At 63.3% G+C, this 14617-nt stretch carries 12 protein-coding genes; 6 read left to right on the forward strand and 6 right to left on the reverse strand.

Annotated features, from left to right (window positions below; genetic code table 11):
• Positions 1–271: 271 nt before the first annotated feature.
• The 6 genes from HD842_RS00005 to HD842_RS00030 all read right to left on the reverse strand — a co-directional run bounded on the left by HD842_RS00005 (position 272) and on the right by HD842_RS00030 (position 4378).
• Positions 272–1513, reverse strand: coding sequence for a PrpF domain-containing protein (locus HD842_RS00005; RefSeq protein ID WP_183549273.1), 1242 nt, complete (start codon positions 1511–1513; stop codon positions 272–274).
• 90 nt (positions 1514–1603) lie between these two features.
• On the reverse strand, positions 1604–2302 hold the full coding sequence (locus HD842_RS00010) for a dienelactone hydrolase family protein (protein WP_183549275.1): 699 nt from the start codon (positions 2300–2302) through the stop codon (positions 1604–1606).
• A 117-nt stretch (positions 2303–2419) separates the two neighbouring features.
• Positions 2420–3169, reverse strand: a complete 750-nt coding sequence (locus HD842_RS00015; protein ID WP_183549277.1) for an MBL fold metallo-hydrolase — start codon at positions 3167–3169, stop codon at positions 2420–2422.
• 22 nt (positions 3170–3191) lie between these two features.
• Complete coding sequence (locus HD842_RS00020) at positions 3192–3608, reverse strand: YeeE/YedE family protein (RefSeq protein ID WP_183549279.1); 417 nt, start codon at positions 3606–3608, stop codon at positions 3192–3194.
• Between the two features lie 10 nt (positions 3609–3618).
• Positions 3619–4050, reverse strand: a complete 432-nt coding sequence (locus tag HD842_RS00025; RefSeq protein ID WP_183549281.1) for a YeeE/YedE family protein — start codon at positions 4048–4050, stop codon at positions 3619–3621.
• Positions 4031–4378, reverse strand: coding sequence for an ArsR/SmtB family transcription factor (locus HD842_RS00030; RefSeq protein ID WP_229424523.1), 348 nt, complete (start codon positions 4376–4378; stop codon positions 4031–4033). The genes HD842_RS00025 and HD842_RS00030 overlap by 20 nt, the downstream gene beginning before the upstream one ends.
• Positions 4379–4588: 210 nt before the next feature.
• On the opposite strand from HD842_RS00030, the gene HD842_RS00035 reads away from it, so the two are divergent.
• From HD842_RS00035 to murJ, 6 genes are all read left to right on the forward strand, one after another.
• Positions 4589–7477 (forward strand): insulinase family protein, encoded by a 2889-nt coding sequence (locus HD842_RS00035; RefSeq protein ID WP_183549284.1) that lies wholly within the window; start codon positions 4589–4591, stop codon positions 7475–7477.
• A gap of 320 nt (positions 7478–7797) precedes the next feature.
• The gene (locus HD842_RS00040) at positions 7798–8814 is read left to right on the forward strand and encodes a LysR family transcriptional regulator (RefSeq protein WP_267875148.1); all 1017 of its coding nucleotides are present in this window, start codon (positions 7798–7800) and stop codon (positions 8812–8814) included.
• On the forward strand, positions 8811–10400 hold the full coding sequence (locus HD842_RS00045) for a GNVR domain-containing protein (RefSeq protein ID WP_183549290.1): 1590 nt from the start codon (positions 8811–8813) through the stop codon (positions 10398–10400). The genes HD842_RS00040 and HD842_RS00045 overlap by 4 nt, the downstream gene beginning before the upstream one ends.
• 544 nt (positions 10401–10944) lie before the next feature.
• Positions 10945–11958 (forward strand): MraY family glycosyltransferase, encoded by a 1014-nt coding sequence (locus HD842_RS00050; protein ID WP_183549293.1) that lies wholly within the window; start codon positions 10945–10947, stop codon positions 11956–11958.
• A gap of 63 nt (positions 11959–12021) precedes the next feature.
• Positions 12022–13194, forward strand: a complete 1173-nt coding sequence (locus HD842_RS00055) for an SDR family oxidoreductase (RefSeq protein WP_183549295.1) — start codon at positions 12022–12024, stop codon at positions 13192–13194.
• 51 nt (positions 13195–13245) lie between these two features.
• Entirely contained in the window at positions 13246–14601 is a 1356-nt protein-coding gene (gene murJ, locus HD842_RS00060) for a murein biosynthesis integral membrane protein MurJ (protein WP_183549298.1), read from the forward strand.
• Positions 14602–14617: the final 16 nt, after the last annotated feature.

A 14617-nucleotide genomic window follows, 5' to 3' on the forward strand; every position in this document is an offset into this window, starting at 1 on the left:
AATTGGCCCATCTGATTTACGGCGTCGTCCGAACAGGCAAGCCATTCGACGCAAATTTCTTATCGAATCGGCTTGCAATTCAAGACGGTATCTGATTTACGGCGTCGTCCGAACAGGCAAGCCATTCGACGCAAATTTCTTATCGAATCGGCTTGCAATTCAAGACGGTATCTGACCCTCGCTTTGTGCAGTATCTACGCGACATGATGAGCGGGCGCGGCAAACTGCACCTGCTCGATAACGATCGCTACGGCGTTCGCGCGTGAAATGCTCAAGGAAATACATGCGGGCTGAATGCGGACAAGGCATCTGTAAGCTGCGGCGATGCTCGGTAGAGCGGCACGTAACCGCGCAGCAGAATTTGCGTGCTGCGCCGATACGCGGCGCTTAGCACGTGGAGTCCGTCGTCATCGTGTTTCACGACGACAGTAGCGTCCAGGATTCCGGCCGGGTTTTCGATGGAGACGCCAATATCGGCGAATGTCCCCGTCGTTGCTGCCAGGCCGTGCGCCACCTGCTGCGCGACCGAGCCGGGGATCAGTGCCGCTGCCGCGAGGCAGCAACCGCCGGACACTGCCATCGATCCATGCCCAGCCTGTGGCGTGAAATAGCGCACCGCGATGTTGCCGCCTGCCCGCGGCGGCGCGACGAGGCAGATCTTCGGGATCGTTTCGCTGCGTTCCAGTTCGGCTGCCGTCATCAAGCTGCCATCGCGGCGGGTTAGGCCCATGCGCAAGCCGGCTTCCACCCACACGGCGCGCAGGCGCGCCTTGAACACCGGGTCCGCATCGAGCTCGCGAACCGGTTCGTACCCCGTCTTGCCAAATTCGCTGGCAGCGCAGATGACCATCGGAACTGCCACGTCAACGCACGACACGTGCACGCCATCGATGAGGTCGATCACCGCGCCGGTCGGCAGCAGCTTGCCGGTTTTCGAGCCGGTTGGCGCTTGCATGAACAGGTCGACGGCAGGATAGGCGCCATCGACGCCGGGTATGTCGGCGTCAAGGAAACCCCCGTCGGCGCAACGTTCCATGCGGGACACCGTGATCACGCCGGTATTTGTATTGCGGATCCGCACCTCGGTCTTGCCAGCGCCTGGAACAACGATCAAGCCCATGTCGATGGCCCACAGCTGCAGCGCTGACGACATATTGCCGCAGTTCACGCTCCAGTCAACGCCGTCGTGGTCGCTTGCAAGTTGGGCCAGCGTACTAACGATGACGGGCGCACCGTTTTCGGTTGCTGTATCCGCGAAAAACACTTTATTGCTGGTTGGCCCGCCGCGGCCGAGGCCGGTGATCTGCTTGTTGTTCTCGTTCGTCCCCGCAAGCGGTGCGCCCATCAGATGGCGCAGCAATTCTTCTTTGAGGTAGCGATCAAGGGGCGTGCTGGCCGTCCACAGCACGAGCCCGGTCGAAGTCCCGCCGCGCATATGGTGCACAGGAAATTCAATAACACCGTTCTGCAGACGTGGACGGAATGCGTCGCGAAAAGACGAAGCGGTCGGCATTGGCAACTCCAATGGCAAACGCCGATTATCGCATGCAGAACGGCGCCTGCCGGCAGGGCGCCGGCAGACGAAATAACGCCGGGCGCCGGATCAGCGCAGCGTGCGGGCGAAGAACTCGTCGGTGCGGCTGTTGGCCAGCGTGGCCGCATCATGGTCGTAGTGACCGCCGCCCGGCCGCGCAAACGCGTGGTCGCAACCAGGATAGACATGGATCTCGGCATCGGTGCTGTCGGCGAACGCTTCCTTGATCTTCTCCTGCGCCTCAGGGCCGATGTATTCGTCGGCGCCGGCCAGGTGGTACAGGATCGGTGCGCCGATGTTCTTTGCTTCGGACAGGTAATTGTCGGTGCCGCCGCCGTAGTAGGCCGCGAAGGCATCGCCATCGGTGCGCGCTGCGCTCAGGTAGGTCATCAGGCCGCCCAGGCAGTAGCCGGTAACGCCGACCTTGCCGGTGCTGCCTTCCATCGTGCGCGCTGCGCTGATGGTGGCGGCAATGTCCTGCACGCCGTGGTCGAAATCGTAGCTCTTGTACAGGGCGAATGCGCGCGCGACGTCGGCTTCATTGGCTTCCGACAGATCCACGCCTGGCTCTTCGCGCCAGAACAGGTCGGGGGCGACGGCGATATAGCCTTTGGCGGCGTAGTTGTCGGCGATGCTGCGGATGCCGGCGTTCACGCCGAAGATTTCCTGCAGCACGATGATGACCGGGTAGGTACCGACGACGTCGGGACGGGCCACGTAGCAATCGAAACCGCGTTCAGCGGTGGTGACGGTGAGTGTTTCGGACATGGAATTCCTTTAGGTTGACGGGGAAGTTGCCGGCCGGCTTGCGTGGGCGGCCGTAGCGAGACATATGATAAGACGAATGGGACGGATGCTGCCACCAGCACGATTGCGGCGCAGACGTCAGCCCTGGAGACTGACGCCCATTTGCCGGCAATACTGGGCAAGATGATCGGGCAGATCCGCTGGGCACACGCCGCACGCCCGGTTGCCCGGCACGGCATAGTCGATGAAGGTCGGGTAGGGCAGGGCAAGTTCGGCCATGATCGAGCGAAACGCCTCCAGCGTCTTGCCGGCCCCGAGTCGTGCATTGCGCTGTTTTTCCTGGGCAATTGAGGAAACGCGGCGTTCCTTGTAGTCATGCGCCGGATAGACCAGCGTCTCATCCGGCAGCGCGAACAGTTTTTCGGTCACGCTGCGATACAGCGCATCGGCATCCCCATTCTGGAAGTCGGTGCGGCCGCAACCGTCGATCAAAAGGGCGTCGCCGGTGAATACGCGCTCGCCCAGCAGATAGGAAAAATGGCCATCGGTATGGCCGGGCGTATGCAGCGGCTGCAGGGATATGCCGCCCACCTCGAACGGGCAGCCTTCCTCGATCGCCACATCGGCGCACGGCAGGCAGTCGAACGCGGGTGCGGCGATCTTGCTGCCGGTGGCGTTGCGCAACGCCAGCGCCGCGGTGATGTGGTCGGCATGGATATGGGTGTCGAGCGTGTAGGCCAGTGTCAGTCCCAGTTCGTGCAGAACGCCAAGGTCGCGCTCCATGCTGACGATCACCGGGTCGATCAGGATGGCCTGGCCAGTCTGCGGATCCCCCAGCAGATAGGTATAGGTGCTCGACAACGGTTCGAAAAGTTGCTTGAAAATCATGGTGCCTCCTGTGATCGGTGGATCAGGACCTGCGTCGTTCGAGCAGTTCGAAGATGCCCATGCCCGCCAACATAGCGGCGCAGAAAATGAGCGGCTGCACCGCGCCCGTCGCGAGCGAAGCCAGCGCTGGACCAGGACAGAAGCCGGCCAGTCCCCAGCCGGCCCCGAAGGCCAGGCTCCCCAGCACCAGCCGCCGGTCGATCCGGGTGGCGGTCGGCAGGTACATGGGCTCGCCCAGCAGCGATTGCCGTCGCTTGGCAGCAATCCGGAATGCGGGGAGCGCCACCAGGATCGCGCCGGCCATCACCAGTGCCAGCGACGGGTCCCAGCGGCCGGCCAGGTCGAGAAAACCCAGGACCTTGGCTGGATTCGTCATGCCGGAAACGATCAGGCCAATGCCGAACACCAGGCCGGTAATCAATGCCATCAAAATGCGCATGCCGTTCTCCTCAAGCCAGTAGATGGCGCACGATGAACACGGTCGCGAAGCCCGCGCCCATGAAGGCCAGCGTGGCCGCCAGCGAACGGACAGAACCGCGCGCCAGCCCGCACACGCCATGGCCGCTGGTACAGCCGGCGCCGTAGCGGGTACCCACGCCGACCAGCAGCCCGGCGGCAATCAGGGTGCCCGTGCCGGCTTCGATGCGCATGGCCGGCAACGGGGCGGCCAGCGTGTACACAAGTGGCGCCGCGACCAGGCCGAGCAGAAACGCGATGCGCCAGCCACGCTCGCCCGGTGCCGGGCGCAGCAGTCCGCCGACGATGCCGCTGATGCCGGCGATGCGGCCATTGAACAGCACGAACAGGGCGACCGCCAGGCCGATCAGCAGGCCGCCGCCCAGCGCGCTCCAGGGAGTGAAGTCAGTCCAGTTCACGGTCATTGCTGCCTCCCGGTTGTGCGCAGAATTGCTGGTACAGGACCTGCAGCACGGCGCTGGCCGCATCGCTGGCCAGGCTGTAATAGATCTGCTTGCCGTCGCGCCGGGTCGTGACCAGACGCTCCTCGCGCAGCACGCCCAGTTGTTGCGAGAGGGTGGGCTGGGCAATGCCGGACGCCGCTGCCAGCTCGCTGACGCAGTATTCGGCCTGGGTCAGCTGGCACAGCAGCAGTAGCCGGTCCGGGTTGGCCAGCGTCTTGAGCAACGCGCAGGCGCGCACGGCGGCGGCTTGCATCTCGAGCAGGTTCAATGGTTCTGGATGATGGTTCATGGGTTTGCTTTCGTCAGCCCCCATTGAATCACACTATATCGAAAAACAAAATATCTTTTAATATATTGATGGGTTCGTGGCGCAGGTTTGGGCGGCGCCGACGCGTGTGTCCGGCACGGGGTAGAATTTCAGGGCATTGTGGTCGTCATGCCGTCGTCGAACGTCTTCATGGCCCACCACGACCATTGCCATATTCTGAAAGAACCGTACATGAGTCATTTCGAGCACCTCCGCAGTCACGCCATTCCTGCACTCCAGGCCACGATGGAAGAGTATGTCGCCCCGGCGTCCGGCGCGCGCCACATCCACCTGACCACCAGCGGCGCCGAGATGGCGTTTCTGGTGGGCTTCCCCACCGTGCCCGACGCCAGCGATGGCCGCGCGCACATCCTCGAACACCTGGCGCTGTGCGGCTCGCAGCGCTATCCGGTACGCGATCCGTTCTTCGCCATGCTGCGCCGCTCCACCGCGACCTTCATGAATGCGTTTACCTATGCCGATCGCACCGTGTATCCGTTCGTCAGCACCGACGAAAACGATTTTTACAACCTGCTCGATGTGTACCTCGACGCAGCCTTTTTCCCGAAGCTCGATTACCTGAACTTTTTGCAAGAGGGCTGGCGCTACACGCTCACCGATGGCGTGCTCGGTTACCAGGGCGTGGTCTTCAATGAAATGAAGGGTGCGTTCGCCGACCCGGGCCACGCGCTGTACAAGGGCCTGACTTCCACGATCCTGAGCGGCACTACCTACGAAGTCGATTCGGGCGGCGATCCGCTGGCCATCCCCGAGCTCACGCACCAGATGCTCAAGGACTTCCACGCCAGCCATTACCACCCGTCGCAGGCGGTCTTCATGACGGCCGGGCCATTGCCCGCTGCTGCGGTGCAGGCCCGCATCGCCGAGCGCGTGCTGGCGCGCCAGATCGACGCATCAACACGCCGCGTCCCGCAACTGGCCAGCGCCTTCGTGGCGCCGCAACGCAATACCGTGCGCATTCCGTCGCAGCAGGGCCGCGACAACGAATTCGGGCTGCAAATGACGTGGCTGATGGGCGAGTCGGCGGTCCCGAAAGTGGCGTTTGAAGCGAGCCTGCTGTCGGCCGGCCTGCTGGGCGACGCCGCTGCACCGCTGATGAAGGCGATGGAGACGGCGGGCTACGGCCGGCCGTCGGGCTTTAATGGCCATGACGACAGTGCACGCCAGATGCTGTTCCACGTCGGGATGGAGGGCCTCACTGAGGCCCAGGCGCCCATGGCCGAAGCACTGATCTGGGCCACGCTGGAGCAGGTGGCCGAGCAGGGCGTGGAGCACGCCACGCTGCAGGCCGCGCTGCGCGACCTGAAATACCAGCAGCGCAGTACCCGCAGCGGCAGCATGCCGAACGTGCTCGAACGCCTGCTGGTGGCGCTGCCGGTCGCGATGCGCGATGGCGACGTCGTCACCGCGTTCGACAGCGATGCGATCCTGCAGGCGATGGAAAGCGATATCGCCGATCCCGCTTACTTCAAGGCGCTCGTGCGTAACTTGTTGACGTCGCCTGGCCGCCTGGTCTCGACCATCGTGCCGGACGCCGCCTATTTCTCCGACCGCGATGCGGTGGAAAGCGCGCGCCTGGCGCAGGCCTCGGCCCAGCTGACCGATGCCGACCGTGCGCGCATCGCGGCCGATACCGTGGCCCTCGAAGCGCACCAGAAAACAGCCTTCGATTCGCAGGTGCTGCCGCGCATCCGACCCGGTGACGTGAGCACGCAGCCGCGCGCCTTGCCTGCCTTTGCACCGACCGCCGACGACATCCACGCGTTCAGCATCGGTTCGAACGGCATTTCGTCGGCCAGCATCGTGTATGACGTGTCGGCCATCCCGGCCGCCGACTGGCCATGGCTGGCGCTGTACACGCAGCTGCGCGACGACCTGGGTCTGGAGGGGCAGGACTACGCCGAGGCCGGCGCCTGGCGTCAGCGCATGGTGCCGTCGTTCGGCTTCGACCTGCAGCCGTTCCAGCTGCCGGACGGCGCGCTGCGCATCGACCTGACTGTATCGGCCAACGCCCTGCGCGAAGAGCATGCCAATATCGTCGCAGTGCTCGACGCCTACATGGCCCGGCCACGCTTCGACGAGGCCGTGCGCCTGCGTTATCTGCTTGAGCGCAAGGTGGAAAACACACTGGACGACCTGGCACAGGCGGGCAGCCACTATGCGTCCATGGCCGTGAGCGCGCCGCTGGCGCAGGTGCGGCGCTTCCAGGATGCCATTGCCGGACCGACGGCGCTGGCATTCAACGCCCGCCTCAAAACCCTGGCCGCAACGCCGGAAGGCGTGGCGCAGGTCGCGGCCGAACTGGCGCGCATTCACGCTGCCATCGTGGCGCAGCGCCCGAGCATGCTGTGCGCCGGCAGTGGCGACGATGGGCACGAACTGGCGCGCCTGCTGGCGGCAGCCTGGCCGACGTCCAGCACTACCACTGGTGCAACTGTGGCGCCTGGCGCGTCCGCAGAAGCCGCACCGCAGCCTCCGGCGAATGTCGCGCTGCACGCGGCAGGCCAGGTCAATCACTGCAATATCGCATGGGCAGTGCCGATGTCGCACGACGACGATGCCGGCGCCCTGAGCGTGGCTGCCGAGCTGTTCACCAACCAGGTGCTGCACACGGCGCTGCGCGAAGCGGGCGGCGCGTATGGCGGCAGCGCCTCGTATGCGGGCGATTCGGGCGTGTTCTCGATGGCGTCGTTCCGCGACCCGCGCCTGGCAGCTACCTACCGCGATTTCGATGCGGCAGTCGACACCATCCTGGCGTCCGACTACAGCGACGAGCAGGTCGAAGAAGCCATCATCGGCGTCATCAAGAAGCTCGACAAGCCGGAAGCGCCATGGGATGCGGTGCGCCTGGGCTGGCGCATGTTCCGGCGCGGCACCGACATGGCCACGCGCGAGCGTTTCCGCCAGGGCGTGCTCGGCTGTACCCAGGCGCAGGTGAAAGCGGTCGTACAGAAGTACCTGAAGAACGGCACGGCGAGCCGCGCAGCGTTCGCCGGCAATACCGAGCAGGATCTGGGCGGATTGGCCGTGGTGGATTTGTCGGCGCTGGCCGGCGCTTGATAACGGTTTGTTGATGGCAGGCGGCTGCCGTCGGTAGCCGCTGGTGATACTGATTCCCTCTGATTCCCTATTAAAATAGTTTAAATACTATATTTGATAGGGAATTTCTTTTTGAATATTCGGTAGGTGCAATGCCTGCTATTGGATTCAGTCAGCCCTGAATCGATCGATCCTTTCCCAATCGCTCTGCTGCATTGACGGGACGCAGAATCTGCTCGGGAGGTCCTGCATATCATCCAATGGTAGGGCATGTATGTGCACGATGTTTCAAAGATTTTCTCAATTAAATATCTACACGGCTAATGTAAGTGGGATACGCCATGAAACTATGTGAACCATTGGATATTCTGCCGGATATCGTGCATGGGATCGATATTGACGCCAAATCGCCATCTGGTGCTGTTCGGTACTGTAAAACCAGAACACCGCGTATCAGTCTCAAGCAATGGAATATGTTTCATGCGGTAATTGATTATGGTGGTTTCGATGGCGCCGCCGATCAATTGCACGTAACCCAATCGACCGTCAGCCACGCCGTTGCGAAGCTCCAGGAGCAACTCGGCGTCGCGCTGCTGGAACTGAAAGGGCGCAAAGCGCAGATCACCGCCGCTGGCCAATGTTTGCTGGAAAGGTCGCGTGAACTGGTCAGGCAGGCCAACGCGCTCGAATCGCTGGCCGATACGCTGCACCAGGGCTGGGGCCCGGACGTACGCGTGGCCATGGACCCCGGCTTTCCCTCCGATTTGCTGATCCATGCCGTGCGGCAGTGCTCGCCGTCGCTGCATGACCTGCGCCTGAGCGTCAGCGAAGTCACGCCCGACGGCGCCCGGCGCGCGCTGCATGCGGGCGAGGCCGATATCGTCATCGGCGCCCAGCCGGTGCTGGGTTTTGCGGCCAGTTTTCTGCTTGAGGTCGAGCACATCGCCGTGGCCCATCCCGCCCATCCGCTGTTCTCAGGCAAGCGCGATATCACGCACGATGAGCTGAGCACGCATTCCCAGGTCGTCATCGCTCCGGCGCAACACGGTGGCGGCGCCAGCATGGGCGAGTCGGCGCCGCACCATCCTGGTTCCTGGCGTGTGTGCAATCCCGAGCGGGCCATCGGTATCCTGCGGCAGGGCGTGGGCTATGCGTGGCTGCCCAGGTTCCAGGTGCAACAGGCGCTGGACGCCCGGCACTTGCGCGCCTTGCCGCTGGCGGGTGCACGCCATCACGGCACGCGGCTGTACCTGATGTGCGCCCAATCGGTGGCGGCGGGGTCGGTGGCCAGGCAATTTGCCGATGCGCTGCAGGCCTGCAGCGCACGCTGCCGCCAGGCCGATGCGGGTCAGGCATGAAACGCGCTCTGCAGCCGATGTCCATGCCGCTGTCACGGCGCAGCAGAGAGGGTGATGCGTCTTCAGCCGTGCTCGGGCTCCGGCACGTGCTGCGCAACGGCTGGCTGATCGCTGGCGTGGCGTGTGCGATCGCCAGCTTCGCCATCGCCGTCGCACTGGGTGTGAAGCCCGTCTATGAATCCAACATCCTGATCCAGATCACACGCAACGCGCCGCCGTCGGCCGACGTGCAGACGGAAACCCCGGCCATCACCGAAATCGAGATCCTCCGTTCGCGTTCGATTCTGGCGAAGGTCGTGAATGCCTTGCACCTGGATATCGCCGTCGAGCCCACCCTGTTCCCTGTCGTGGGCGCCTTCATCGCGCGCAGCAATCCAAGGTTGTCCGAACCCGGTCTGTTTGGCGTCGGCGGCTACGTGTGGGGCAACGAACAGGTGCGGGTGGATACCTTCAACGTGCCTGACGCACTGCTGGACCAGCCGTTCAATCTGGTCGTCAGCGGCCCGGACACCTATACGCTCAGCCAGCACGAGGCCGGCATACGGGTGCACGGCAAGGTTGGCCAGCGGCTGCAGGCCAGTGTGCCCTCGGGCCCGCTGGAGATTCTGGTCGCCCATATCCACGCCAGACCGGGCGCGGCGTTCACACTCTATCGAAGTCGCCAGGGACAGGCAGTCGACAGGCTGCAACGGTCATTGGCGATCGCCGAAAAAGGACGGCTGTCGAATGTGATTGGCGTATCGCTGCAGGGCGGCAGGCCCGAGCTGGTCAGCCGGATCCTCAATGAAATCGGCGACCAGTATATCCAGCAGCAGACCACCCAGAAAAACGACGAGGTGAAGAACCAGCTGGTGTTTTACGACCAGCAGGTCGCGCAGGCGCAACGCCGTATCCGTGAACTCGATGCCAGGCTCAACGAACTGCTGCAACAGCACGGCGCATCCGACCTGAGCGAGGACGCACGTATCCTGGCCCAGCAATCGCTGGTGCTGCAGGCCGAGCTCACGGCAAAGGAGCAGCAGAAAATCGCATTGTCGGGCCGTGTCGGCGACCGGCATCCCGAGATGATGGTCGTGACGCGGCACATCGCGTCCATCCGGCATGACCTGGCCGATATCGAGGGCAGGCGCAAGGGCTTTGGCGCAGCCCAGCAAGAAATACTGGCGGTCAATCGCGACAAGCTGGCGCACAGCCAAATGAGCTTCGAGCTGCTCAATACGCGCCACAAGCTCGATGCCTTGATGCTGTCCAATCACGTCAACGTGCGGGTGGTTGACCGGGCCCAGGTGCCGTTGCAGTCGGTCACGCTCGGCTTGCCGGTCATGCTCGCGCTGGCTTGTCTGCTGGGTCTGGCAGGCGGTGTCGGCGCCTCGGTATTGAAAAATGCGTTCGTGCGGCGCAAGCACCGGGGCGCCGCCGCCTGGGGTGTGCGGCGGCTCGCGATCAGTACGCAGGCACCGCTGGACGAAGGCAATGTGGCCCCGCAGGACGCTGCGCCGCCTGCTGCGCCGGCGGCGTCGGGGCAGGGCGAAGGTGCCGCTCGCAGCCCCAGGGGTGAGGCACCGGCGACCAGCACGCAGGCTTGAGCTGCCCTTCGGATCCTGACCGCCTGAGTTGCGCTGTCATTGCGCCCGCGGCAATTTGGCGTGCGAATTGCTATTTCTGCTTATTCATCCGGTCCGCCATCGCGAGCGTATTTCTTTCGATATTTTCTATTGGATTGGTCGCTAAAGAAACCAATCATAAAAATTCATCGGGTGACGGAGCTGAGCCGTCAGATGTATCGATATTTTCAACGTTTTCTTATTCCCTATTTTGTTAGAGTAAACACCAGTGTGAAGGCGGCGTGAGCGAATATCGGGTCGATCGATAGCATCGTATTTCTGAGTCGTGCTGTGCCTGTCGGACGTTTGTCAGATCAAAACGGAGGGCGTGATGGCGATGAACAAGAATGTCATTGGTGTTGAATCCGTATTCCCGCCTGAAGTCATGCTCCCGCTTCTCGAAACGTTTTCATTGGCATTATTGGTCAGCCTCTTCATCTGCATGCTCAATATCCTTACCGAGCGTTGGCATGGCAGGTTTTCATTTGATTTCGATGTCAATGGTGTCCAGAAAGTTCACAAGAACATGGTGTCACGCACTGGTGGCGTGGCCATGGTGGCGGGCGTGCTGGCCGTGCCGGCGTATGGCGGTCTGATGGGCTACCGGCTAGCGCTGCAAACCGAAACAAACGCGCTCATTTTGCTGCTGTTGCTGGCAGCCCTGCCGGCGTTTTTGGCCGGCATCATCGAAGACCTGACCAAGCAAGTGTCGGTCCGTCTGCGCCTGTGCGCCATCCTGACCAGCGCCGTACTCGCCGCCTGGCTGGCAGAAGCGCATCTGCCGCGCCTGGATATCTGGGCGCTCGACGGCGTCCTGCACTGGCTTCCCGTGTCGTTTGCCGTGACCGCGTTTGCAGTGGCTGGTGTTTCCAATGCCATCAATATCGTCGACGGTTTCAACGGCGTCGCCGGTGGCACGATCGTCGTCATCCTCGCCGGCGCAGGTTTTCTGGCATGGCAGGCCGGGGATCCCATCGTCACTCTGCTGGCCCTGGCCGGGATAGGCGCCACCATCGGCTTCTTGCTGCTCAATTACCCGACCGGCCGCCTGTTCATGGGCGATGGTGGTGCGTATTTCATCGGCTTCTGGGCGGCAGAAGTGGCAGTGCTGACGATTGTCCGCAATCCCGGTATCAACGCGTGGCAGATTCTCGCCATCTATGCGTACCCGGTAATCGAGGTCCTGTTCAGCATGTATCGCCGAAAGATCCTGCGCAGTGCCCTGGTCGGCGCACCAGACCGCCTGCATCTGCACTCGCTGTTTTACCGCCGCGTTGCCTGCAACAAGATCCGCATTGCCCGCTATACATGGCGCCGCAATGCGGGCGTGGCCTGCTTCGTTACCGCCTGGCTCAGCGCCGCAACGATCGCTGCCGTGCTGCTCGGCGATACCGTACCCGCTGCAGTGGCGCTGGTCCTGGCCCAGATGGTGGTCTACGTGGCGGTCTACATGCGCCTGGTGCGGGGCCATTGGGGGCGCTGCCGCCACCCCGCCGTCATTCTTGGTCTGCGGCCACAGCCCAGAAGCGAAGCGATCTGAGCGATGCAGCCCTGCATGTGCCCAGCATTCCATCCATTTGCCACCCCTGACAGGAATAGCTTCATGCCCACCTTTGACGATATCCAGACGGCGCTGCGCGCGCATCCCCGGCGGTGGCTGATCACCGGCTGCGCGGGCTTCATCGGTTCCAATCTGCTCGAAACGCTGTTAAGGCTCGACCAGACGGTCGTCGGCCTGGACAATCTGTCGACCGGCTTTCGGCACAACCTGGACGAAGTGCGCAGTCTTGTGACCGACAGCCAATGGCAACGCTTCACGTTCCTGCATGGCGATATCCGCGATCCGCGCATGTGCCGGCAGGTTGTCGCCGGCGTCGACAAGGTCCTGCACCAGGCCGCGCTGGGCTCGGTGCCGCGCTCGATCGCGGACCCGCTCGCCACCAGTGACACCAATATCAACGGCTTTCTTCACATGCTGGTGGCGGCGCGCGATGCGCAGGTGTCGTCGTTCGTGTATGCGGCGTCCAGCTCGACCTATGGGGACCACCCCGATCTGCCCAAGGTGGAAGAGCGCATCGGCAAGCCGCTGTCGCCCTATGCGCTGACGAAGTATGTCAATGAGCTGTATGCCGACGTGTTTTTCCGTTGCTACGGGCTGCGCACCGTGGGGCTGCGCTACTTTAACGTGTTCGGCAAGCGGCAAGATCCCAACGGTGCCTACGCTGCCGTGATTCCAAGGTGGATCGCGTCCATGCTGGCAGGTCGCCAGGTGCAGATCCATGGCGACGGCAGCACGAGCCGCGACTTCTGCTATGTCGAGAATGCCGTGCAGGCGAATCTGCTGGCGGCGATGGTACCGGTCGATGCCGGCAGTGCGGTCTACAACGTGGCCGTGAACGAAGCGACGACGCTGAACCAGTTGTTTGCCTACTTAAAAACCATTCTCACGGCGCATGGCGTCATGGCCATCATGGAGCCGCTTCACACCGCGTTTCGCGCCGGTGATGTGCGCCATTCGCAGGCGGACGTGAGCAAGGCGATGCGTGAACTCGGGTATGCGCCGGCTTACCGCATCGACGCCGGCCTTGCGGCGGCTGTGCCGTGGTATTGCCAGCATCTCGGCAATTCCGCGCCGGGTGCGGGCGCCGCTGTTAGCGCCGCTGTCAGCGCTGGTGTCAGTGCTGTTGCCAGTGCCAGTGCCAGTGCCGGTGCCAGCGCTGGCAATAGCGCCGACGTCACGGCAAGCGCGGATGTGAGCCATGCCCATGCCGGCTAAGCATCTGCCGCAGGCGTTCACGATGCCGCCTGGCCGCACCGCGGAGGGCAAATGAGTCTGCTCGATACGCTCGGCACACGGTGCCGCATCGCCGATCCGCAGCATCTCGCGATTTTCCGCGGGCTGTTGACCGTGGCGCTGTTCACCTTGATCGGCAAGCTGATGAGCGCGGCAAAGGAAATGGCCGTCGCCTACCGCTACGGCCTTGCGGCCGAGGTGGATGCTTACCAGTTCGTGTACAACCTCGTGTCCTGGCCGCTCGGCATCTGGGCCAGTGTGCTCGCTGCCGTGCTGGTGCCGCTGGTTGCACGCATGCGCGTGTCCAGTCCGCAGGCGATCCCGCGCTTTCGCGCCGAGCTGGCCGGTTTCACACTGGTACTGGGCGTGGCGCTGGCGCTGCTCGGGTGGCTGGTCATCGGCGCCTTGTTGCGGTTCGACCGGAGCGGCTTGCCGGCGCACTCGGCGCAGCTCGCGGCGACGGCGCTTCCCGGCCTGATCCTCATGCTGCCCCTGGGCCTGCTGGTCGCGCTGCTATCGACGTGGTTGCTTGCGGCGCAGCGCCACGTCAACACCTTGCTCGAATGCGTGCCAACGCTGTGCATTACGGCGGCCGTCCTGCTGTTTGCCGGCGGGAGTATCAGCCCTCTTGTCTGGGGCACGATTGCCGGCTGCGCCTGCCACCTGTTGACGCTCCTGGCGCCGCTGTCGACGCGCCGCGAACTCGAAACGCCTGTCTTCACCAGAGACTCAGCCCAGTGGCAATGGTTCTGGCAAGGCTTCGGCATCATGCTCGCTGGTCAGGCCTTGATGAGCTTTACCGTGATCATCGATCAGTTTTACGCGGTCGGCCTCGGCACCGGAGCGCTGGCCATGCTGGGCTACGCGAATCGCGTGTTGTCGCTGATTCTTGGCTTGGCGGCCATTGCCGTTTCGCGTGCCACGCTACCCGTGTTCTCCCAGGTCAGCGCCGATGCTAATGGGCAGGTCTACCGTGTGGCCGTGTCCTGGGCGCGCCTGATGTTCGCCGGTGGGGTTGCCGTCATGCTGCTGAGCTATCTCGCCGCGCCGTGGGTGATACGGCTTCTGTTCGAGCGAGGCCAGTTCGATGCCACCGACACGGCGCAGGTGGCCGAGGTCTTGCGCTACGGCTTGCCGCAGTTGCCCTTCTATTTTGCATCGATGGTCCTGGTGAGCTACGCGCTCAGCCAGCGCCGCTATGGCTTGATTGCCTGGTCCGGCGTCATCGGCTGTGGCGGTAAGGTACTTGGCAACCTCGTATTGGTGCCACATCTTGGCGTCAATGGCATTGCACTGGCGACGATGGCGGTGTACGGGCTTAACGCGCTGTTCTTCTGGCTGGCGCTGCGGCGCCGGTCGCTACCACGGCGCCCTGCGCCATGTCTCTGAGCGATGGAGCGCGTCC

This window comes from Massilia aurea, from assembly GCF_014200505.1.
In the GTDB taxonomy this organism is placed as follows: domain Bacteria; phylum Pseudomonadota; class Gammaproteobacteria; order Burkholderiales; family Burkholderiaceae_D; genus Telluria; species Telluria aurea_B.

Bases quoted from the DNA above. Each gene is read 5' to 3' on its own strand.
- HD842_RS00005 (WP_183549273.1), bottom strand. From the start codon at position 1,513: ATGCCGACCGCTTCGTCTTTTCGCGACGCATTCCGTCCACGTCTGCAG.
- HD842_RS00010 (WP_183549275.1), bottom strand. From the start codon at position 2,302: ATGTCCGAAACACTCACCGTCACCACCGCTGAACGCGGTTTCGATTGC.
- HD842_RS00015 (WP_183549277.1), bottom strand. From the start codon at position 3,169: ATGATTTTCAAGCAACTTTTCGAACCGTTGTCGAGCACCTATACCTAT.
- HD842_RS00020 (WP_183549279.1), bottom strand. From the start codon at position 3,608: ATGCGCATTTTGATGGCATTGATTACCGGCCTGGTGTTCGGCATTGGC.
- HD842_RS00025 (WP_183549281.1), bottom strand. From the start codon at position 4,050: ATGACCGTGAACTGGACTGACTTCACTCCCTGGAGCGCGCTGGGCGGC.
- HD842_RS00030 (WP_229424523.1), bottom strand. From the start codon at position 4,378: ATGAACCATCATCCAGAACCATTGAACCTGCTCGAGATGCAAGCCGCC.
- HD842_RS00035 (WP_183549284.1), top strand. From the start codon at position 4,589: ATGAGTCATTTCGAGCACCTCCGCAGTCACGCCATTCCTGCACTCCAG.
- HD842_RS00040 (WP_267875148.1), top strand. From the start codon at position 7,798: ATGAAACTATGTGAACCATTGGATATTCTGCCGGATATCGTGCATGGG.
- HD842_RS00045 (WP_183549290.1), top strand. From the start codon at position 8,811: ATGAAACGCGCTCTGCAGCCGATGTCCATGCCGCTGTCACGGCGCAGC.
- HD842_RS00050 (WP_183549293.1), top strand. From the start codon at position 10,945: ATGGTGTCACGCACTGGTGGCGTGGCCATGGTGGCGGGCGTGCTGGCC.
- HD842_RS00055 (WP_183549295.1), top strand. From the start codon at position 12,022: ATGCCCACCTTTGACGATATCCAGACGGCGCTGCGCGCGCATCCCCGG.
- murJ (WP_183549298.1), top strand. From the start codon at position 13,246: ATGAGTCTGCTCGATACGCTCGGCACACGGTGCCGCATCGCCGATCCG.